Origin of the sequence: Mesorhizobium sp. WSM4983, assembly GCF_029625765.1 — a bacterium.
GTDB lineage: Bacteria > Pseudomonadota > Alphaproteobacteria > Rhizobiales > Rhizobiaceae > Mesorhizobium.
This window is the reverse complement of the sequence record NZ_JARTVM010000003.1, coordinates 68,705-88,108: the sequence shown is the minus strand read 5'-3', so window position 1 is coordinate 88,108 and position 19,404 is coordinate 68,705. Positions and strand designations below refer to the sequence as shown.

Sequence of the window (19,404 nt, the reverse complement as noted above, 5' to 3'; positions counted from 1 at the left end):
AACTGGCCGGGCCGTCTTTGCGGCCCGGCCTTAAACAGGAATAGAACCAAATGAATTTGACAGTGTTTGGAATTGGCTATGTCGGTCTCGTCCAGGCCGCGGTGCTTGCGGAAGTCGGGCACGAGGTGGTGTGCGTCGACATCGACGAAGCGAAGGTGGACCGGCTCAACCAGGGCTTCATCCCGATTTTCGAGCCCGGACTGGAAGCTCTCGTCAAGGAGAACCACGCCGCCGGCCGCATCCGCTTCACCACCGACGCGGCCGCGGCGGTCAAGCATGGCCAGATCCAGATGATCGCGGTCGGCACGCCCCCTGGCGAGGATGGCTCGGCCGACCTGAAATACGTGCTTGCCGTCGCCGAGGCCATCGGCCGCGAGATGGACGCGCCCAAGATTGTCGTCGGCAAGTCCACCGTGCCGGTCGGCACCTGCGAGAAGATCAAGGAAAGGGTCGCCCAGACGCTGAAGGCGCGCGGCCGCGAGGACCTGACCTTCGACGTCGCTTCGAATCCGGAATTCCTCAAGGAAGGCTCGGCGGTCGCCGACTGCATGAAGCCGGACCGCATCATCGTCGGGACGTCGAGCGAGGACACCGAGGCGGTGATGCGCGAGCTTTACGCGCCGTTCAACCGCAACCACGAGAAGATGATCGTGATGGATGTCCGCAGCGCCGAGTTCACAAAGTATGCGGCCAACTGCATGCTGGCGACCAAGATCAGCTTCATGAACGAGATGGCGAACCTCGCCGAGCAATTGGGCGCCGACATAGAGGAGGTGCGCAAGGGCATCGGCAGCGATCCGCGCATCGGCTACCATTTCATCTATCCCGGCCTGGGCTATGGCGGCTCCTGCTTCCCCAAGGATGTACGCGCGCTGATCAAGACCGCCGAGGGCGTCAAGTTCGACGCCAAGCTGCTGCGCGCCGTCGAAGAGCGCAACAACGCGCAGAAATCGGTGCTGTTCGACAAGGTCAACCGCTATTTCCAGGGCGCCCTCAAGGGCAAGACATTTGCGCTGTGGGGCCTGGCCTTCAAGCCGAACACCGACGACATGCGCGAGGCTCCGTCGCGCACGCTGATGGAGGCGCTTTGGGCCGCCGGCGCCAAGGTGCAGGCTTACGATCCGGAGGCCATGCAGGAGTGCCAGGCCATCTACGGCCAGCGCGAGGACCTTCTCTTGTGCGGCACCAAGGAAGCGGCCCTGCGCGGCGCCGACGCGCTTCTCATCTGTACCGAATGGAAGAGCTTCAGGGCTCCCTCCTTCGACGCGCTCAAGGACGCGCTGACGACACCGGTCATCTTCGACGGCCGCAACCTCTACGACCCGAAGGTCATCGCCCGCTACGGCATCGAATACCACTCGATCGGCAGGATGGCGGCATGACAGTGTCCGCCGCCAGCTTCCCGCCGCATGGCTCCGGCGAACGACAGTGGGACCGACAATGATGGAGGGTCGATAATGATCGTGCGCGTTTCGGGAGATTCGATCTGATGGTGATGGACGTTCAGCCCGAACAAATCGCCAACGAGCATTTCGACCTCGTCGTCATCGGTTCCGGGTTCGGTTCAGCCTTTTTCCTGCATGAGTTCCTGAAGCGGCGCAAAGCCCGGGTCTTGGTGCTGGAATGGGGCCGCCACAACACGCATGAATGGCAGCTTGACCAGAACGCCAACACCGACATAGACGACGAGAGCACTTATAAGACCGACAATGCCGACAAGCCGTGGAACTACACGATCGGCCTCGGCGGTGGCACCAACTGCTGGTTCGCGCAGACGCCGCGTTTCCATCCCAACGACTTCAGGCTGAAGAGCACATACGGCGTCGGCAACGACTGGCCGATCAGCTATGACGAGCTGGAGCCGTTCTACTGCGACGCCGAGGAGGTCATGTCGATCTCCGGCGACCCCGACATGGCCCGGATGCTGCCGCGTTCGCGGCCGTTTCCGCAGCCGCCGCACCGCATGTCGACGCCGGACCGGATGATGAAGGCGGCGCAGCCGGAGCAGCATTTCGTCATGCCGACCGCCCGCGCCCGCGTCGCGACGGCGCAGCGCAACTCATGCTGCGCCAACCTCAGATGCTGGCTGTGTCCGGCCGACGCCAAGTTCACCGCCAACAATGGTTTGATGCACGTCTTCCAGCACGCGGACGTGTCGGTTTGCTTGGGCGCCGAAGTGCGGCGGCTCGACCATTCAGCCGGCTCGGTGCGTTCGGTTGCCTTCCTGCGCGACGGCAAGGAATATTCGGTCAGCGGCGAACTCGTCATCCTTGGCGCCAACGCCATCCAGAGCCCTGCAATCATGTTGCGCTCGGGGCTCGGCGGCGAATTCGTCGGGCTCGGCCTGCACGAATCCTATGGCTGGAACTACGAGGTCTATCTCGACGGCGTCGACAATTTCGACGGCAGCACCATCACCACCGGCTTGAATTTCGGCCTCTATGACGGCCCGCATCGCGCCGAGCACGCGGCGGCGCTGGTCTATTTCGAGAACCGCTGGCAGCACGGCATGCGAGCCGAGAAGGGGCGGCTGCGGCAGGCGCTGCCGCTGGTCATTGTCACCGAAAACCTGCTCGACCCGGAAAACCGGGTGATCCTCGACAAGAACGAGAACGCCTTCGTCAGCTTCAAGGGAGCCTCCGACTATGCAACCAAGGGCATGGCCAAGGCGCTCGAGAGGCTGCCGGCGCTGCTCAACCCTCTTCCGGTCGAGCAGATATTCGATCGCGGCATAAGGCCGACCGAATCGCATGTGCAGGGCACCTTGCGGATGGGCACCGGCCCCGCCGACTCGGTGGTCGACCGCGACATGATCCACCACCAGCTCCGGAACCTCGTCGTCGTCGGTACCAGCAGCTATCCGAGCTGTTCCTGCGCCAACCCAAGCCTGACCGCCGCGGCGCTTTCGCTGCGGGCGGCGAGCCGGCTGGCATGAAGGAGGGGTCGATGAAGATCACGCGACGCACCGCATTGGCCGTTGTTGCCGGCGGCATTGCTTCGACCGGCATCGCCGCTGCGGCCGTATCGTCCTTCTCGGATGAGGATCTGGTCCGCATCACGCTCGAGAAATACTTCGGCCCGCTCAACATGCGCATCGAGCACCTGCAGCAATTCGTGCTCGAATTCCGCAACCGCAACCCGTGGATATTCCCGAGCGAAAAGCTGGCGGACGCGGTGACGCTTTTGGAGACCGTGAGGCTCGACAGGGCGCGCGAATTGCTGCCCAGGCGCAAGCAGCAGGATGTCGGGAATTTCGAGCGCTGGGTCATCGCCGAGTTCCACATGCTGACCGATTATGCCTGGCGCAGCTCGCCCCATGATCCGATCCGCTTCACCGGCTGGCATCCATGCACCAATCCGTTCGCCAATCTCGAGCAGCAGACTGCCTGACACTGCCCGCCGGCATATTTGCCGGCAAGCCAGGAAAACTGGCCAAGAAAAATGTGACAAGGAGCCGAACCATGAAAGTTCTCTTCGCAGGCGGAAACGGCTATCCGCCGCAATTCAGCGGCGGCGTCCAGTCGAGCACCCATCATCTGGCGGAACAATTGATCGAACACGGTCATGAGGCATCGGTGCTTGCGGCCTTGTTCGGGCAGGGCATGTTCGGATACAAGGCGCGCGCCAAGATGAAGCTCCTCGGTCAGCGCGCCGTCATCGACAATTTCCCCGGCTATCCGGTGGTGCGCGCCTGGTTCCCCTGGGAAGCGGCCGCCTTTGCCGTCAAGAAGCTGCAGCCGGACGTAGCGGTGGTGCAGTGTCACAAATCGGTTCCGCTCGGCAAGGCGCTGGAGGCCGAGGGCGTCCCGCTGGTGGTCTATCTCAGGAATGTTGAATTCCAAGAACTCGGGGGCGATCTGCGCGAGCTGAACTCGGCGTCTTACATCGCCAATTCCGAGTTCACGGCGCGCACTTACAAGCGCGAGCTTGGCATCGATTCCACGGTAATCCCGCCGACGATCAATCCGGCCTCTTACAGCACGCCGACGACGGGCGAGTACGTCACCTTTATCAATCCCTACGAGGAAAAGGGTTTCGAGCTGGCGGTGCGGATCGCGGCCGCCTGCAGGGAGATCCCTTTCCTGTTCGTCGAGAGCTGGAAGCTGGATGACGATCACCGCGCCCGCATCGCGGAAACGATCGCGCCGTTCTCCAATATCAAGCTCGAAAACCGCACCGACGACATGAAGACTCTCTACGGCCGCACCAGGATCCTGCTGGCGCCGAGCAAATGGGAAGAGGCGTGGGGTCGCGTTGCCTCGGAGGCCCATTGCAGCGGTATTCCCGTCGTCGGCTCGCGGCGCGGCGGCCTGCCCGAAGCGATCGGCTCCGGCGGCGTCGTGTTGGACTATGACGCGCCGCTTGAGGACTGGGTCGCGGCGCTCAGGCGGCTGTGGAACGATCGCGAGGAGTATCAGCGGGTCTCGGAAGCCGCGCTCACGTTCTCGCAACGCCCGGAGCTCGATCCCGAGCGCCAATTCGCCACCTTCTTCGCCTTGCTGGACAGGGCTGCCCGGCAGCGCGCCCGGCGCGCTGCTTAATGCATTTCGCCCAGAAGTATGCAGCGGTTCTGGGCGCGACAGGCATCGAAACAGCGACTGAAAAGCGCGTCGACTGAATTCGATTCGGCGCGAGGCACCTTAGTTCCGCGTAAGGCTTTGCTTACGCTGGCCTTTTGACCCGGCTCTTCAGCATTTCATAGGCGCGTTCGCCGAGCAGGGCGCGCGCGGCGGTCTTGATGACCTTCTTGCGCCCTTCGGGCGAATTGATCTGCCTGAGCCGTGCCGGCAGGTTGCGGGCCGCCTGCTCCAGCGCCGGCAGGGAAAACGCGTCGGGAAAGCTCACGATGTTGGTTTCGACGCACAGCACGGGCTTGCCCGATAGCTTGGCGATCTTGATCGCCTGCTCGTGCTCGCTCTCGATGAACAGGATGGCGTCCGACTTGCGATAGAACTCGGCCTTGAAGCTGCCATGCGCGCCAAGCCGCTGCCGCTCGGCCTTGCTCGGCAGGTCGAGCATGACGAGATGGTCATATTTGATCTCGTGCTTGGCCAGCCAGGCTTCAGTCAGCTTGCGGTACTTTTCCAGCCGGCTGGTCACCAGCCAGCCGATCTTGCGCGTCGGCCCGAGAAGCGGCCGCGCCTCGGTGAGGAATTTCTCGTAGGCCGGGCCGTCGTCATTCTCGTCCGCCGTCGGATCGAGGCAAAGCACGCCGTCTATGTCGACGCAGCATTGCTCGAGGAAGACGTGGTGCATGAAGTTCCACTGGAACATCCTGGGATGCGGCACGACCTCGAAGACGATGTCGGTTTCGTTGTGCTGCGAAAGCAGGCCGAACACGGCCGCGTAGACGAAATCGCCCGGGATGCCGGCAGCCGCGATTTTGCTGCGCGCGTCGCGCATGGCGTTGCCGCCGCTAACGCTGTCGTCGATCACCAGGATCTTGCGCATTTCGGAATGCTGCCGATCGAGCGCCGCGCGCCGCTTGGTGATCCCCGAGGTGTAGATCTTGCCGGCGAGAAAGCTGTCGAGATCGGTCATCGGGATATTCGCCGTCAGGCTGACCAGCGTCGCAGCGAGGATGCCGCTTCGCGGCACGCCGACCACCAGGTCGATGTCGCGCGGCAGCCGGTGCAGGTTCCGCGCGATCGCGTCGTTCATGTCTGAGATCGATCGGTAATTCATGCTGTTGCCTAACCCTCAAAAGTCAGCAGTTTTGGGCTGTCCGGCCGCGGCCGGAATGCCTGGCGGTTTGCGCCGGCAAGGTCATTTCGCCTCGCTGGGCGCGGGCGAGAACCCGCGCGCCGGGATCAGCCGCAGGGCTTCCCGAAGCGCCTCGCGGCCGGCGCCGAAGGCGAGCGCGACGATGATGGTGACGACATAGGACAGCACCGCGCCGCCTGCGAGAGCGATGATGGGCTGCGCCGGCAGCATCGGCTTGGCGACCCAGACCAGGGCCAGCGCCAGATGCGCGCCGAGCACGAAGGGGGCGGCCGCGTGCAGCACATGGCTCGCCCGCAGCGGCCCGGCCTTGCCGACATAGAGCCAGAGGAAAGGCGTCCGCAGATATTCGCTGACCGCATAGGCGACGGCGACGCCGAGCGCGCCATAAGGCAGGCCGATGGCGAAGGCCAGCACCGAGGTGACGGCGGTGATGATGCCCCAGCGCATGAAATCGCCCGAACGGCCCTGGCTGACGAACAGCCATCCGGCCGGATTGTTGAGCGGCTGCAGCAGGCCGGCGAAGCCCAGCGCGAGGAAAATGTTGGCGCTCTCCCGCCATTGCGGGCCGAGCACGAACGGAATGAGCGTATCCGACATGGCGGTGGCGAAGGCCACGCCCGGCAACGCCACCAGGAGGATCAGCGGCATGACGCGCAGATACGCGCTGCGATAACGGTCCGGCTCGTCCTTCAGCCGCGAAAGTGCCGGCACCATCACCTTCGACAGCGGGTTCGTGATCTGGCTGAGCGGGAAGAGCAGCAGCTTGTAGGCGCGATCGTAGAGGCCGAGCTGCGCCTCGCCCCAATATTTGCCGATCAGCACATTGTCGAGATTGCGGGCGAAGAAATTGGCGAAGTTGAAGCCGGTGATGCCGGCGCCGAAATTGATCAGCTGGCTGATGCCTTCGACCTTGCGCGGCAGCCCCGGACGCCAGCGCGATGACACCCAGTAGCAAAGCGTCGGCAACACGGCGCCGGTCAGCGTGCCGGCAAAAAGCGCCCAATAGGAGCGGTCGATGAAGGTCCAGGCGATCGAGACCACAAGGCCCGTAACGGCGCTGGCGACGTCGATGACGGCGAGCCGGCTGAATTCCATGCGGCGCGTCAGCAACGCCAGATGCTGGGCGCCGAGACCATAGGCCATGATCTGCAGGCCGAAGGCGGCAACCAGCCCCGTGACGCGCGGCTCGCCGTAGAAGGCGGCCACCAGGGGAGCCGCCGCAGCAAGCACGCAGGCCAGGATCGCGCTCACCGCCGTGTTGATCCAGAAGAGGTAGTTGACCTCCTCGTGCCGGATGCCGGTTTTCTGGATCGTCGCCTGGGTCAGGCCGAAATCCTGGAACAGCGCGATGAAGGCGAGCACCGGCGCGCACATCGCCACGACGCCGAAATCCTGCGGCGACAAAAGCCGCGACAGCACGATGACCGACACGATTTGGGTGGCGACCCGCACGCCCTGCGCCATCGCGGTGACGACGGCGCCGCGCCCGACCGATCTGCGCAGGGAGCCCTCGGGCGGATCGAATGCACTGGTTTCCAAATTCTGGATTCCTGATTTTGCGCCAGTCATCATCGCGACCGGCGCCCGCCGCCATGCACAAACTACCGCAAGAGGTTTTTGCAGCGCAACAAAAAATGTGCGCCGATTGCTACGCTGCACCAAAAATGTTGCGATGCAGCAAAAGCTGTACTAGCATCCCCTCTTGGGTGGCGGGCCCAAAAGCGGTCGAGTTTCATGCTGCATGTCTTGTACCTCGTGCATGACATATCCGACCCGGCGGTGCGCCGGAGGATAAAAATGCTCAGGGCAGGCGGCGCCGGGATAACCCTGGCGGGCTTCCGTCGCACCTCCAATCCGATCGCCGAGATCGAAGGCATCAAGCCCGTCGACCTCGGACCGACGCGCGATGGCCGATTCGCCCAGCGCATCGGCGCAGTTGCCAAGGCCGCCATGTCGATCGGAACCAAATTCGCGGGCCTGGCGCGACCCGACCTGATCATCGCGCGCAATCTCGAGATGCTGGCGCTTGCCAGCCGCGCCAGGCGCGCTTTCGGCGCCAGCGTGCCGATCGTCTACGAGTGCCTCGACATCCATCGGCTGGTGTTGCGCAACGACCTGATCGGCAAGACGTTGCGCGGCGCCGAACGCCATCTGGCCCGCGACGTCAAGCTTCTGGTGACCAGCTCTCCCGCCTTCGTCGCCAATTATTTCAAGCCGTTCGGGCAAATCGCGGCGCCGGTCGAGCTGATCGAGAACAAATATTTCGACACCATGCCCGTGCCGGCGGATCATCGCCGCGAGGACGACAGCCCGGTAGCGCCGCCTTGGCGCATCGGCTGGTTCGGCGCGCTGCGCTGCCGGCGCTCGCTGGAGCTCCTGGCCGAGTTCACCCGCCGGCAAGACGGACGCTTCGAAGCGGTGCTCAGGGGCCGTCCCGCGCTCTCCGAATTCCCGGATTTTCATGCCTTTGTCGAAGCCGAGCCCTGGCTTTCCTTCGGCGGTCCCTATCGTAATCCGGAGGACATGGCGGCGATCTACCGCGAGGTGCATTTCTCCTGGGCGATCGATTTCTTCGAGCAGGGCCAGAATTCCGAATGGCTGCTTCCCAACCGGCTCTACGAAGGCTGCCGCTTCGGCGCCGTGCCGATCTCGATGGCGAGCACCGAAACCGGCCGGTTCCTGAAGCAGCAGGACATCGGTGTGCTTCTGTCCGAGGCCACGTCCGAAGGACTCGACACCGCGCTCGGCCGAATGGGTCAGGAACACTACGGCAAGCTGAAGTCGCGGGTGCTGGCACGCAATCCGCGGACCTGGAGCTACGACCGCAGCGATTGCCTGGCTTTCGTCGACAAGCTGCGCGGCCTGACCGCCGGTCGCGGGAGCTTTGCGACCGAGGCGCTGGCATAGGATGGCTAAGAATGGACAAAACCCGATGACGCGCACGACGGCATCGAGCCTGATCGTCATCCCATGCCTCAACGAGGCCGCTCATATCGGCGGGCTGCTCCAGCGGTTGCGGCCGGCCGCGGCGCGGCTCGGCGCGCGCATCGTCGTGGCCGACGGCGGCAGCACCGATGGCACACAAGGCATCGTCGAAGAACTCGCTGCCGAGGATCCGCGCGTCATCCTGATCGCCAATCCGAAGCGCATCCAGAGTGCGGCCATCAACCTTGCTGTGGCGACCTTCGGCGACGACGCCGACTATCTTATCCGCATCGATGCGCATGGCGGGTATCCGGCCGATTATTGCGACAGGCTGGTCGAGGAAGCGCATGCCACGGGTGCCGATTCGGTCGTCGTCTCGATGCTGACCAGCGGCACGGGCGCGGTACAGAAGGCCGTGGCGGCGGCGCAGAATTCCAGGCTCGGCACCGGCGGCTCCAAGCACCGCCACATGTCGGCCGGCGAATGGGTCGACCACGGCCACCATGCGCTGATGCGCATTGCCGCGTTCCGCGCGGTCGGCGGCTATGACGAGAGCTTCAGCCACAACGAGGACGCCGAGCTCGATCACCGCCTCCGTCTGGCCGGCTACCGCATCTGGATGAGCGGCAAGACGCAGATGGTTTATTATCCGCGCTCCACCTTGAAGAGCCTGTTTTTCCAATATCTCGGCTATGGCCGCGGCCGCGCCAGGAACGTGCTCAAGCATCGCATGATGCCGAAGCTGCGGCAAATGATCCCGCTGCTGGTGTTTCCGGTGGTCCTGATGGCGCTCTTGTCTCCGATCTTTGTGCTGGCGGCCGTGCCGTTTCTGTTGTGGGCGGGTGTCTGCCTCGGTTACGGCATCCGGACCGCGATCAGCCAGCGCAACCCCGCCATAGCGCTGGCCGGCGTGTCGGTGATGGTCATGCATCTGGGCTGGTCCATGGGCTTTTGGCTGCAGCTCCTTGGCCCGCAGCCGTCGCGCGAGGCGGCGTGATGGCTGCGAAGAAGAGCGGCAGCATCGACATCTGCATCTGCACTTTCCGCAGGCCGGCGCTTGCCGACACGCTGCGCTCCATCGCCGCGCTGGAGAACCCCGCCGGTTTCGAGATCGGCATCGTCGTTGCCGACAATGACGACGAGCCGAGCGCGCAGCCGCTGGTGAAGGCGCTGGCGCAGGAACTGAAGCTGCCGATCCGCTATCGCCACGCGCCGGCGCGCAACATCTCGATCGCTCGCAACGCCTGCCTCGATGCCAGCGTCTCGGGCCTCGTCGCCTTCATCGACGACGACGAGACGGCTTCGCCGGGCTGGCTCGTCGAACTCGTGGCGACCGCGGAGGCGACCGGCGCGACGGCCGTGCTCGGCCCGGTCCGCGCGACATATCGCCAGGACGCGCCGGACTGGATGCGCAAGGGCGATTTCCACTCGACCCTGCCCGTCTGGGTGGGCGGCGAGATCCGCACCGGCTACACCTGCAATGTCCTGCTCAGGATGACCGACGAAAGCCTGCGCAACCGGCGCTTCAGCCTGGCGCGTGGCCAGACCGGCGGCGAGGACACCGAATTCTTCGATTCAGTGGTCAAGTCCGGCGGGCGCATCGCCTTTGCCCCGCAGGCCTTTGTCGACGAGGTGGTGCCGAGCTCGAGGGCCGCCTTCGACTGGCTGCGCCGCCGCCGCTTCCGCTTCGGGCAGACGCACGGCCATCTCATCGGGCGCAACACCGGCGGCCTGCGCCGCGTCTGCCAGGTCGGTCTTGCCTCGGCGAAGGCGGGCTACTGCTTCGGTATGGCGCTTTTGGCCGCAGTCAGCCCGGTGCGACGGAACCGCAGCATGCTGCGCGGCATTATGCATCTCGGCGTCGTCAGCGGTTTGGTCGGAGTCCGCGAAATCCGCCAGTACGGCATCACTCAGCAGGAAGGGGAAAAGCGTGCAGCCTGACGTCAGCTTCGTCATCGCCGCTTACAACGCCGAGGCAACTCTCGACCGGGCGATCGCCAGCGCGATGGCGCAGCGCGATGTCGCGATCGAAGTCATCGTCGTCGACGACCGGTCGAACGACCGCACGCGCGATGTCGCGCGCGCTTATCCTCAGGACATCGTCACGGTGGTCGCTCTTCCCGCCAACCGCGGCCCTGGCGCCGCCAGGAATGCCGGGCTCGATCTGGCCCGCGGCCGCTGGGTCGCCGTGCTCGATTCCGACGATGCCGTCCTGCCCGGCAGACTGGCGGCCATGATCGCGCGGGCGGAGAAGGCGGGTGCCGAGATCGCGGTCGACAATGTCCAGGTCGTGCGCGAAGACGGCACGCCCGAAGACATGATGTTCCCGACCGGGTACCTCGAAGGGCTCGGCGAAATCTCGCTGACCGACTATATCGCCGGCAACATCGTTTTCGAGTCGCGCTTCAACCTCGGCTATCTGAAGCCGATCTTCCAGCGCCGTTTCCTGGACGAAAATCAGCTCCGCTACGACGAGAAGCTGCGCATCGGCGAAGACTACATTCTGCTGGCGAGCGCGCTGGCCAAAGGCGGCCGCTGCGTGGTCGAGCCGACCGTCGGCTATGTCTACCATATCCGCACCGGCTCGATCTCGCGCGTGCTCGAGTTGCATCATGTCGAGGCGATGGCCGAGGCCGATGCCGCGTTCGCGGCCGCGCATTTCATGGACGACGGCGCCAAGGCGGCTTTCGCCAGACGCGGCCGCAGCCTGCGCAAGGCGGCCTCGTTCCTGTCATTGGTGCAGCACATCAAGGCGCATGCGCCGCTGAAGGCGATACGCACGGCGCTCAGCGATCCGGCCGCGGTCCGGCATATGTCGATGCCGATCGCGGTTCGGCTGAGAAGGGTTGCGGCACAGTTTGCCGTGGGCACGGGGAGGTGAAGTATGCAGGCGCATGGAATGCGGTTTCATAGCCAGCGATAGGTAAAAAAGCGATATCCTCAGAAGGAATAAGCGATGCAGAAAGTCAGGAAGGCAGTCATACCGGTGGCGGGGCTCGGAACGCGGTTCCTGCCGGCGACCAAGTCGATGCCGAAGGAAATGCTGCCCGTCGTCGACAAGCCTGTCGTGCAATATGCCGTGGCCGAGGCCTTCGAGGCCGGCATCGAGCACATCGTCTTCGTCACCGGGCGCAACAAGGCGGTCATCGAAGACTATTTCGACCTGCACCCTGAACTGATCGGGACGCTCGAGCAGACTGGCAAGAAGGCGCAGCTCCAATCGCTGGAAAGCTTGCTGCCGGTGGCCGGCGCCACCTCCTTCATCCGCCAGCAGTCGCCGCACGGTCTCGGCCATGCCGTATGGTGCGCACGCGACGTGATCGGCAACGAGCCCTTCGCGCTGCTGCTCCCCGACATGGTGTCCTTCGGCGCGCCGGGCTGCCTGGCGGAAACCGTCGACCTCTATCAGCGGACCGGCGGCAACGTCATCGCCGTCGAGCGCTGCGATCCTTCGGAAACCAGCAAATACGGCATCGTCGGCCGCGGCGCCGAGGTGGCCTCGGGCTTCGAAGTAACCGCCATGGTCGAGAAGCCGGCCCCCGCCAACGCGCCGTCGAACTTCTACATCAATGGCCGCTATATCCTGCAGCCGGAGATCTTCGCCCTGCTCGGCACCCAGCAACGCGGCGCCGGCAACGAGATCCAACTCACCGACGCCATGGTTCGACTGGCTGAAAGCCAGCCTTTCTATGCCCAGCCCTTCAACGGCCGCATGTTCGACTGCGGCTCCAAGGAGGGCTTCATCGAGGCCACCATCGCCTTTGCTCTGGCGCGCGACGACATGAAAGGACCTGTCTTCGAAATGCTGCAGCAATTCGTCCGGTCGCACGAGCGCCGGGAAGTAGCCGCATAATGCCCAAATTTTGGGTGCATATGCGAAATCGCGATGGCGCGACAGCCGCGCAAGCGCTTGGCCTTCTTGGCCGGGCGCTCCGTGGCACGAATGTTGCGTGGCCTTTTCTGGTAACGACGACACTCTTCGAAGGCCGGTAGCGCCTGCAACCTGGAATTGGACCGACGATGAATTATGCCAACTTTCCTCTCGACAAGAGGATGCCATTGCCCAGCACCGAACCGGAAAAGGGTGAAGACTTCATCGACATCGAGCGTCTGCTTGGCATGGCCGCCCGGCAGGCCAAGGTGGTGGCGGTCTGCGCCGTCATCGGCCTGTTCCTGGGTGTGATTTATCTCCAGACGACGCCCAAGCAATACACCTCCCTTGCGAGCGTGCTGATCGACGACGGCCTGAACAAGGTCGTGGACGACATTTCGGCTGTCAGTGCCACGCAGCAGACGGACGCGACGATCCTCAGCCAGATCGAGATACTCAACTCGGCGCGGCTGGCATCGGAGGTGGTCGACAAGCTGAAGCTGGACCAGAACCAGGAATTCATGAACCCGCCGCAATCGGCTTTGGCCCAGGGAATCGGATTCTTGCGCGGAATCGTCGGCTATTTCCGCAGCGGCGGCGGCAACCAAATCCCCGGGATCGAGAATGTCGATGCCGCAACGCGCGAAGCCATGATGAAGGCGGCAACCCATGACTACGCGGTCCTCGTGCTGCAAACCGGATTGATGGCGGATCGCAACGGCCGCAGCAATGTCATCAGCATCGGCTATCAGTCGACCAATCCGGCTTTGGCCACGGCCATCACCAAGGCCTATGCGGACGCCTACCTTGCCGACCAGCTCAACGCCAGCTTCGACGCCACCGAGCGCGCGGCCGTTTGGCTGCAGGGCCGGCTGACCGAACTGCGCGAAAGCTCGCAGGCAGCTGCGCTGGCGGTCGAGAAGTTCAGGGCCGAGCACGGGCTTTCCGCAAACAGCGACGGCCAGTTGCTCAGCGACAAGCAACTCGCCGACCTGAACGCCCAGCTTATCGTCGCGCAGGCCGATACAGCCCGCGCCAGCGCCCGCTACCAGCAGTACAAGGCGATCGTCGACAGCGGCTCCGAAAGCGCCTTCAACGATTCGGCGATAGCGGCCGATCAGCCGAGCAGCTCGGTCATCATCGCGCTGAAAACCCGCTATCTCGCGATCGCCAAACGGTTGCAGGACGTGGAGAACAACTTCGGCAAGGATCACCCGCAGGCGGTTGCGCTGGCCAAGGAGAAGGCCGACGTCTCGGCGCAGATCTTCGGACAGTTGAAACAGATCACCGAAAGCTATCGAAACGACTATCAGGTGGCGCAGGCGCGCGAGACCGCGCTTAGGGAGAAAATCGCCACCCAGGCAGGCAAGAGCTCGATCGACAACCAGTCGCAGGTCAGGCTGAAGGAGCTCGATCAGCAGGCGCAGGCGCTGACCACGCTCTATCAGACCTTCCTTAGCCGTTACGAGGAAGCGTCGCAGCAGCAGTCATTCCCGGTCGGTAAGGTCCGCATCATCTCCGACGCGTCGATGCCTCTCACCGCCTCGGCTCCGCGCACCTTGCGCGTGCTGGCGCTCTCGCTGGTGCTTGGCCTCATGCTCGGCGCCGGCTGCGGAGGCCTGAACGAATTCAACGAGCGCTTCTTCCGGACAGGCGAGGACATTCGCGACCGTGTCGGCCTGAAGTTCCTCGGCTATCTGCCGACGATCGGTGGCGGCAAGGCCAAGGAGTCGAAGCCGGACGACTTGCCGGCTGACGGCAAGGTCACCAGCCTGTCGGCCGCCGAGAAACGGGCGCGCATGCGGGTGAGCCTCGATGCGCCGGCCTCGATGTTCGCCGAGACGCTCCGCAACGCCAAGATCGCTTTCGACGTGGTGATGGAAGACAAGGGCAGTCGGGTGATCGGCGTCATCTCCGTCCTGCCCGGGGAAGGCAAGTCGACGGTTGCGGCGAACCTCGCCGGTCTGCTCGCCGCCAACGGCGCCAAGACTTTGCTGATCGATGGCGACCTGCGCAATCCGGGCCTCAGCCGCAGCCTCGGCATGGAGTCGGAGCACGGGCTGATGGAAGCGGTGGTCAATGGACAGACCTGGCAGTCGGTCGGCAAGGTCGACCGCCAGACCAAGCTGGCGATCATCCCGGCCGTGGTGCGCGGCCAGTTCTCGCACACCAGCGAGCTTCTCGGCTCCGCCGGCATGCGGCGTTTCATCGAGAACGCCAAGGAGACGTTCGAATACATCATCGTCGACCTGCCGCCGCTCGGCCCGGTGGTCGACGCCAAGGCCTTCGCGCCGTTGGTCGACGGCTTCGTGCTCGTCACCGAGTGGGGACGCACGCCACGCGCCATGGTGCGCTCGATGCTGGAGTCGGAACCCTACATCGCCGAAAAGATCACCGGCGCGGTGCTCAACAAGGTCGAGCTGAAGAAGCTGGCGAAATACGGCTCTCTCGGCGGTTCGGAAAAGTTCTTCGACCGCTATTCGAGTTACTACCTCGAGAAGTCGGAATCGCGCGCCAAGCAGGCCGCCTAAAGCAGTTCATCCGACGAAAAGCCGCGGCGGTTATTCTCCGGTCGACAGCAGCCGCCCATATTTGCCGACGATCCTGAGGGCGGTCAGCCGGCCGCTCTGGAAGGCGCCGGTGTCGATGCCGAGCCGGCGCCCGTCGAGCGTCGGAACGTCCACGATCGTATGTCCGTGCACGACCCAGCGATCGAGGCGGTGCGCCGCCGCCAGGAACTCGGATCGTATGTTGAGCAGGTCGGCCTCGTCCTGCGCTTCGAGCGCGATGCCGGGCCGGATGCCGGCATGGACGAAAAGGAACCGCTCCGAACAGATCATCACCGGCAGCGTGCGCATGAAGGCGACGTGGGTGGCCGGAATGGCCTCCCGGATACGCTCGACTAGCTCTTCGCTCGATCCGTACAAATCGGCCAGGCGGTCGGGATCGATACCGTAGGAGAACAGCGTTTCCCGTCCGCCGACGCGGAGCCACGGCTCCAGTGACAGATGGCCGTCGAGATAGGCGAGCATCGCCACTTCGTGGTTCCCGGCAAGGCACACGCGCATGAAACCTTCTGGCGGCGGTGCCATCAGATGCTCGACCACGCGCCGCGAATTGGGCCCGCGGTCGACATAGTCGCCGAGCATGATGATGATCTTGCGGCCGCGGAACTGCAGCGCGTCGAGCTCGATCTTCTGCTCCAGCGTGCTCAGCTCGTCGTAGCAGCCATGCACGTCGCCGATCGCGTAGACCACCGTGTCGCGCATATCCATCATCAGCCGTTCGCGCGGCAAGGGCCGGGGTCGTCTCGATCGTTGGAACAGGCTCACGGATTGAGGCTCGGTACTCAAACTAGGGTCATGCCACGGAGCGTGGACCAAGCCTCGATATCATGTCGAATGCAAACATTTCCACACCGGGCTGCTCGATGCACATCGCCAAAAAGGCGCAGCGGTCTTGGCAAAACGACGTGCATCAATACCCCGAAAAGCGTCGCCTGACTCCGTTTCGGCGCGATGCGCTTTAGGCCGCTTTGAGCCGATAGCGGAAAAGCGTGCGGTCGAGCAGCATGCGGACGCGCGGCTCGGCCTCGGCCGCCACCAGCCAGCTTGCCGCGATCATGGCCATGCCGACGATCGGGATCGAAACCAGATATGGCACGCCGGCGCGGATCAGGACGCCGAGCAGCGCCGCGCCGACGACATCGTGGATGAGGTAGAGCGGATAGGTCATCAGCCCGATCCGGCGCCAGCCGCCCCAGGAAAGGTTGAGGCGCAGCGACCAAGCCATCAGCGCTACCGCGGCCAGGAAGATGATGATCGGCGGCGCATAGGGCATCGCCGCTTCCACCTTGATGCTGTGCACGTCGACCGAGCTTACGATCTGCAGCGCTCCGCCGGCGAGAAACAGCGCCGAGAAGCAGAGCCGTGCCGCTGTCACCGCCTTGAAGCGCATCAGCCAGATGAGCACGCCGACCGCGAAGAACGCGCCGTGATGCACCAGGGTGAGCTGCAGCCAGCGCGCCTCCGCGAGATCGGTCCAGCCGAAGGCGAAATAGAGACACCAGAACACCGTGCTGAGCAGGCCGATGATGACGGCGACAGCTTCCATCAGGTCGAATCGGCCGAACCGCAGCAGGGTCCAGACGATGGCGTAGAAGGCGATCTCGATGCCGAGCGTCCAGTAGACACTGTCGACCCATGGCTCGAACGGCACGAACAGCGCCGTGCGGGCAAGTCGCACCACGGCATCGGTCGGCCAGGAAAGACCGACCATCAGCAGCACGATCGCGGAGATGGGCGCGCAGACCCAGACCGCCGGCGCCAGCCGTCTGACACGGGCTTCGAAGAACTTCAGCGGCGTCGAATTCTCGGCGCTGAATGCGATGACGAAGCCGCTGATGACGAAGAACACCTGAACGCCGACCCAGCCGGAGCCGACAAACGCCATTTCGGGATGGGCAGGGATGCCGCCGGTCGAGCGCGCCGACACGCCGTCGGGAAACGCCCATACCCAGAAGCCGTAGTGATAGAACATCACCATGACGGCGGCGAAGAAACGCAAAATGTCGACGCCGCCGAATGTGGTCTTGTGCTGAGCCATGCCGTGCCTTCGGAACGGCCCCCCGGGCAGACTTCTAGGGGGTGCTGCTGCATTGCACAACAGTCGATTGCAGCGCAGGATGCATTCGTGAGGCTGCCTCGCGTTGCGATCCCGCGAGCGGCTAGATCCCGATGCCGCGCCCCTTGAGCGCCGCCGTGATCTCGTCGAGGATCGCGGGATCGTCGATGGTCGCCGGCATCGTCCATTCCTCCTTGTCGGCGATCTTCTGCATCGTGCCGCGCAGGATCTTGCCGGAGCGCGTCTTCGGCAGCCGCTTGATCGTCACCACCGTCTTGAAGGCTGCGACCGGGCCGATCCGCTCGCGCACCAGGCCCACCACCTCGCTTTCGACGGCGCCGGTGTCGCGCGCCACACCGGCGTTGAGCACGACGAAGCCGAGCGGCACCTGACCTTTCATCGCGTCGGCGATGCCGATCACGGCGCATTCGGCGACGTCCGGATGCGCGGCCAGCACCTCCTCCATCGCGCCGGTCGAGAGGCGGTGCCCGGCGACGTTGATGATGTCGTCGGTGCGGGCCATGACGTAGAGATAGCCGTCCTCGTCCATCATGCCGGCGTCGGCCGTCTTGTAGAAACCGGGGAACTCCTCGAGATAGGCTTGGCGGAAGCGGGCGTCGGCGTTCCAGAGCGTCGGCAGGCAGCCTGCCGGCAGCGGCAGCTTGACCACGACATTGCCGAGCGTGCCGCGCGGCACCTCGTGGCCGGCATCGTCGAGAATACGAATATCGTAGCCCGGCATCGGCACGCCCGGCGAGCCGTATTTCACCGGCAAAAGCCCGAGCCCGGCCGGGTTGATGGTCATTGGCGAGCCGGTCTCGGTCTGCCACCAATGGTCGATCACCGGACGGTTGAGCTTCTGCTCTGCCCATTTGATGGTCTCGGGGTCGGCGCGCTCGCCGGCGAGGAACAGCGTGCGGAATTTCGACAGATCGTATTTCGGCACGAACTCGCCGCGCGGATCCTGCCCCTTGATGGCGCGAAAGGCGGTCGGCGCCGTGAACAGCGCCACCACACCGTGTTCCGAGATCACCCGCCAGTAGGTGCCGGCGTCCGGCGTGCCGATCGGCTTGCCTTCGAAGAGCACGCTGGTGCAGCCATGCAGAAGCGGCCCGTAGACGATGTAGGAATGGCCGACCACCCAGCCGACGTCGGAGGCCGCCCAGAACACCTCGCCGGGGTTGACGCCGAACTCGTTGTCCATCGTCCATTTCAGCGCGACCATGTGACCGCCATTGTCGCGCACGATGCCCTTCGGCTGACCGGTCGTGCCGGAGGTATAGATGATGTAGAGCGGGTCGGTGGCCAAGACCGGCACGCAGTCGACATTGGCGCCGGCGGCGCGCTCGCGGGCGACCGCATCGGCATAGTCGATGTCGTAATTGTCCTTCATCTCACAGTGCAATTGCTCGCGCTGCAGGATCAGGCAGGCATCGGGCTTGTGCTTCGACATCTCGATCGCCTTGTCGAGCAGCGGCTTGTAGGCGACGACGCGTCCCGGCTCCAGGCCGCAGGAAGCGGTGATGATCAGCTTCGGCCTGGCGTCGTCGATGCGGGTCGCGAGCTCATGCGAAGCGAAGCCGCCGAACACCACTGAATGCACGGCGCCGATGCGGGCCGAGGCGAGCATGGCGATCGCCGCTTCCGTCACCATCGGCATGTAGATAATCACCCGATCGCCCTTGCCGATGCCACGGTTCTTGAGGACAGAGGCGAGCGCGACCACCTCGCGCTTCAGTTCGGCATAGGTGAATTTCCGGATCGTGCCGGTGATCGCGCTGTCATGGATCAGCGCCAGCTGGTCGGCGCGCCCCCCCGCCACGTGGCGGTCGATGGCATTGAAGCAGGTGTTGCAGGTGGCGCCTGTGAACCAGCGGCCATAGACGCCCGCCGCCGGATCGAAGACCTTTTCGGCTGGCGAATACCAGTCGATCGCTTTGGCCGCTTCGGCCCAGAACGCTATGGGGTCGCGTTTCCAGCCCTCATAGACTTCGTGGTAGCGTGAGGCCATCGACTTTTCCTCCCCAGGAACATTCCGTCGTATGGCAATAGCCTAAGCCGCTTTGGCCGGCCATGTCTCCTCGCATTTTGGTCGGCGTTGCCGGCAAACGGATCCAGCCGCTCCCGGAGCGCGCTATGACGTCAGCAAGTGAATTCGGCTTAGAGCGGCAGTGCTGCCAGCATCAGCCCGACACCGCCGGCTATTAGAATGGCGGCCGCCAATGCCTTCCGATGGCGTTCGAATGCCGTCGGAGCGCGAT

The 19,404-nt window shown here is 64.2% G+C and carries 15 protein-coding genes; 10 read left to right on the top strand and 5 right to left on the bottom strand.

What is annotated here, in order from left to right; all coding sequences use genetic code 11:
• Positions 1 to 50 precede the first annotated feature (50 nt).
• The 4 genes from P9254_RS11350 (at position 51) to P9254_RS11335 (ending at position 4,541) form a co-directional block, all read left to right on the top strand.
• The gene (locus P9254_RS11350) at positions 51 to 1,382 is read left to right on the top strand and encodes a UDP-glucose dehydrogenase family protein (RefSeq protein WP_095799210.1); all 1,332 of its coding nucleotides are present in this window, start codon (positions 51 to 53) and stop codon (positions 1,380 to 1,382) included.
• A gap of 107 nt (positions 1,383 to 1,489) precedes the next feature.
• Positions 1,490 to 2,935 carry a GMC oxidoreductase gene (locus P9254_RS11345; protein WP_278054831.1) on the top strand — a complete coding sequence of 482 codons (1,446 nt, stop codon included), beginning with the start codon at positions 1,490 to 1,492 and terminating at the stop codon, positions 2,933 to 2,935.
• An 11-nt stretch (positions 2,936 to 2,946) separates the two neighbouring features.
• Positions 2,947 to 3,390 carry a hypothetical protein gene (locus P9254_RS11340; RefSeq protein ID WP_095777108.1) on the top strand — a complete coding sequence of 148 codons (444 nt, stop codon included), beginning with the start codon at positions 2,947 to 2,949 and terminating at the stop codon, positions 3,388 to 3,390.
• Positions 3,391 to 3,461: 71 nt separating this feature from the next.
• The gene (locus tag P9254_RS11335; protein ID WP_278054829.1) at positions 3,462 to 4,541 is read left to right on the top strand and encodes a glycosyltransferase; all 1,080 of its coding nucleotides are present in this window, start codon (positions 3,462 to 3,464) and stop codon (positions 4,539 to 4,541) included.
• 121 nt (positions 4,542 to 4,662) lie between these two features.
• Here the strand turns inward: P9254_RS11335 and P9254_RS11330 are convergent, their stop codons facing one another.
• Positions 4,663 to 5,685, bottom strand: a complete 1,023-nt coding sequence (locus P9254_RS11330; protein ID WP_336619646.1) for a phosphoribosyltransferase — start codon at positions 5,683 to 5,685, stop codon at positions 4,663 to 4,665.
• Between the two features lie 81 nt (positions 5,686 to 5,766).
• Positions 5,767 to 7,263: a lipopolysaccharide biosynthesis protein gene (locus tag P9254_RS11325; protein WP_278054826.1), complete on the bottom strand. Its 1,497-nt coding sequence runs from the start codon at positions 7,261 to 7,263 to the stop codon at positions 5,767 to 5,769.
• Positions 7,264 to 7,458: 195 nt separating this feature from the next.
• Between P9254_RS11325 and P9254_RS11320 the strand changes: the two genes are divergently transcribed.
• The 6 genes from P9254_RS11320 to P9254_RS11295 all read left to right on the top strand — a co-directional run bounded on the left by P9254_RS11320 (position 7,459) and on the right by P9254_RS11295 (position 15,051).
• Positions 7,459 to 8,631, top strand: a complete 1,173-nt coding sequence (locus P9254_RS11320; protein ID WP_095824326.1) for a glycosyl transferase family 1 — start codon at positions 7,459 to 7,461, stop codon at positions 8,629 to 8,631.
• Between the two features lie 25 nt (positions 8,632 to 8,656).
• On the top strand, positions 8,657 to 9,646 hold the full coding sequence (locus P9254_RS11315; RefSeq protein ID WP_278054824.1) for a glycosyltransferase family 2 protein: 990 nt from the start codon (positions 8,657 to 8,659) through the stop codon (positions 9,644 to 9,646).
• Positions 9,646 to 10,590 carry a glycosyltransferase gene (locus P9254_RS11310; protein WP_442920307.1) on the top strand — a complete coding sequence of 315 codons (945 nt, stop codon included), beginning with the start codon at positions 9,646 to 9,648 and terminating at the stop codon, positions 10,588 to 10,590. The genes P9254_RS11315 and P9254_RS11310 overlap by 1 nt, the downstream gene beginning before the upstream one ends.
• Positions 10,580 to 11,530: a glycosyltransferase family 2 protein gene (locus P9254_RS11305; RefSeq protein WP_278054820.1), complete on the top strand. Its 951-nt coding sequence runs from the start codon at positions 10,580 to 10,582 to the stop codon at positions 11,528 to 11,530. Before P9254_RS11310 ends, P9254_RS11305 begins: the two co-directional genes overlap by 11 nt.
• A 75-nt stretch (positions 11,531 to 11,605) precedes the next feature.
• A complete protein-coding gene (locus P9254_RS11300; protein WP_278054818.1) occupies positions 11,606 to 12,502 on the top strand; it encodes a UTP--glucose-1-phosphate uridylyltransferase in 897 nt (298 codons plus the stop codon).
• Between the two features lie 167 nt (positions 12,503 to 12,669).
• The gene (locus P9254_RS11295) at positions 12,670 to 15,051 is read left to right on the top strand and encodes a polysaccharide biosynthesis tyrosine autokinase (protein WP_095777034.1); all 2,382 of its coding nucleotides are present in this window, start codon (positions 12,670 to 12,672) and stop codon (positions 15,049 to 15,051) included.
• A gap of 30 nt (positions 15,052 to 15,081) precedes the next feature.
• Here P9254_RS11295 and P9254_RS11290 read toward each other — a convergent pair whose 3' ends face one another.
• The 3 genes from P9254_RS11290 to P9254_RS11280 all read right to left on the bottom strand — a co-directional run bounded on the left by P9254_RS11290 (position 15,082) and on the right by P9254_RS11280 (position 19,154).
• Positions 15,082 to 15,798 (bottom strand): metallophosphoesterase family protein, encoded by a 717-nt coding sequence (locus tag P9254_RS11290; RefSeq protein ID WP_278054817.1) that lies wholly within the window; start codon positions 15,796 to 15,798, stop codon positions 15,082 to 15,084.
• Between the two features lie 247 nt (positions 15,799 to 16,045).
• The gene (locus P9254_RS11285) at positions 16,046 to 17,125 is read right to left on the bottom strand and encodes an acyltransferase family protein (RefSeq protein WP_067324249.1); all 1,080 of its coding nucleotides are present in this window, start codon (positions 17,123 to 17,125) and stop codon (positions 16,046 to 16,048) included.
• A 121-nt stretch (positions 17,126 to 17,246) separates the two neighbouring features.
• Entirely contained in the window at positions 17,247 to 19,154 is a 1,908-nt protein-coding gene (locus P9254_RS11280; RefSeq protein WP_278054816.1) for a propionyl-CoA synthetase, read from the bottom strand.
• Positions 19,155 to 19,404 lie beyond the last annotated feature (250 nt).

What these genes read in the sequence shown, in the direction of transcription:
- P9254_RS11350 (WP_095799210.1), top strand. Translation starts at nt 51, where the DNA reads ATGAATTTGACAGTGTTTGGAATTGGCTATGTCGGTCTCGTCCAGGCC.
- P9254_RS11345 (WP_278054831.1), top strand. Translation starts at nt 1,490, where the DNA reads ATGGTGATGGACGTTCAGCCCGAACAAATCGCCAACGAGCATTTCGAC.
- P9254_RS11340 (WP_095777108.1), top strand. Translation starts at nt 2,947, where the DNA reads ATGAAGATCACGCGACGCACCGCATTGGCCGTTGTTGCCGGCGGCATT.
- P9254_RS11335 (WP_278054829.1), top strand. Translation starts at nt 3,462, where the DNA reads ATGAAAGTTCTCTTCGCAGGCGGAAACGGCTATCCGCCGCAATTCAGC.
- P9254_RS11330 (WP_336619646.1), bottom strand. Translation starts at nt 5,685, where the DNA reads ATGAATTACCGATCGATCTCAGACATGAACGACGCGATCGCGCGGAAC.
- P9254_RS11320 (WP_095824326.1), top strand. Translation starts at nt 7,459, where the DNA reads ATGCTGCATGTCTTGTACCTCGTGCATGACATATCCGACCCGGCGGTG.
- P9254_RS11315 (WP_278054824.1), top strand. Translation starts at nt 8,657, where the DNA reads ATGACGCGCACGACGGCATCGAGCCTGATCGTCATCCCATGCCTCAAC.
- P9254_RS11310 (WP_442920307.1), top strand. Translation starts at nt 9,646, where the DNA reads ATGGCTGCGAAGAAGAGCGGCAGCATCGACATCTGCATCTGCACTTTC.
- P9254_RS11300 (WP_278054818.1), top strand. Translation starts at nt 11,606, where the DNA reads ATGCAGAAAGTCAGGAAGGCAGTCATACCGGTGGCGGGGCTCGGAACG.
- P9254_RS11295 (WP_095777034.1), top strand. Translation starts at nt 12,670, where the DNA reads ATGAATTATGCCAACTTTCCTCTCGACAAGAGGATGCCATTGCCCAGC.
- P9254_RS11290 (WP_278054817.1), bottom strand. Translation starts at nt 15,798, where the DNA reads ATGATGGATATGCGCGACACGGTGGTCTACGCGATCGGCGACGTGCAT.
- P9254_RS11285 (WP_067324249.1), bottom strand. Translation starts at nt 17,125, where the DNA reads ATGGCTCAGCACAAGACCACATTCGGCGGCGTCGACATTTTGCGTTTC.
- P9254_RS11280 (WP_278054816.1), bottom strand. Translation starts at nt 19,154, where the DNA reads ATGGCCTCACGCTACCACGAAGTCTATGAGGGCTGGAAACGCGACCCC.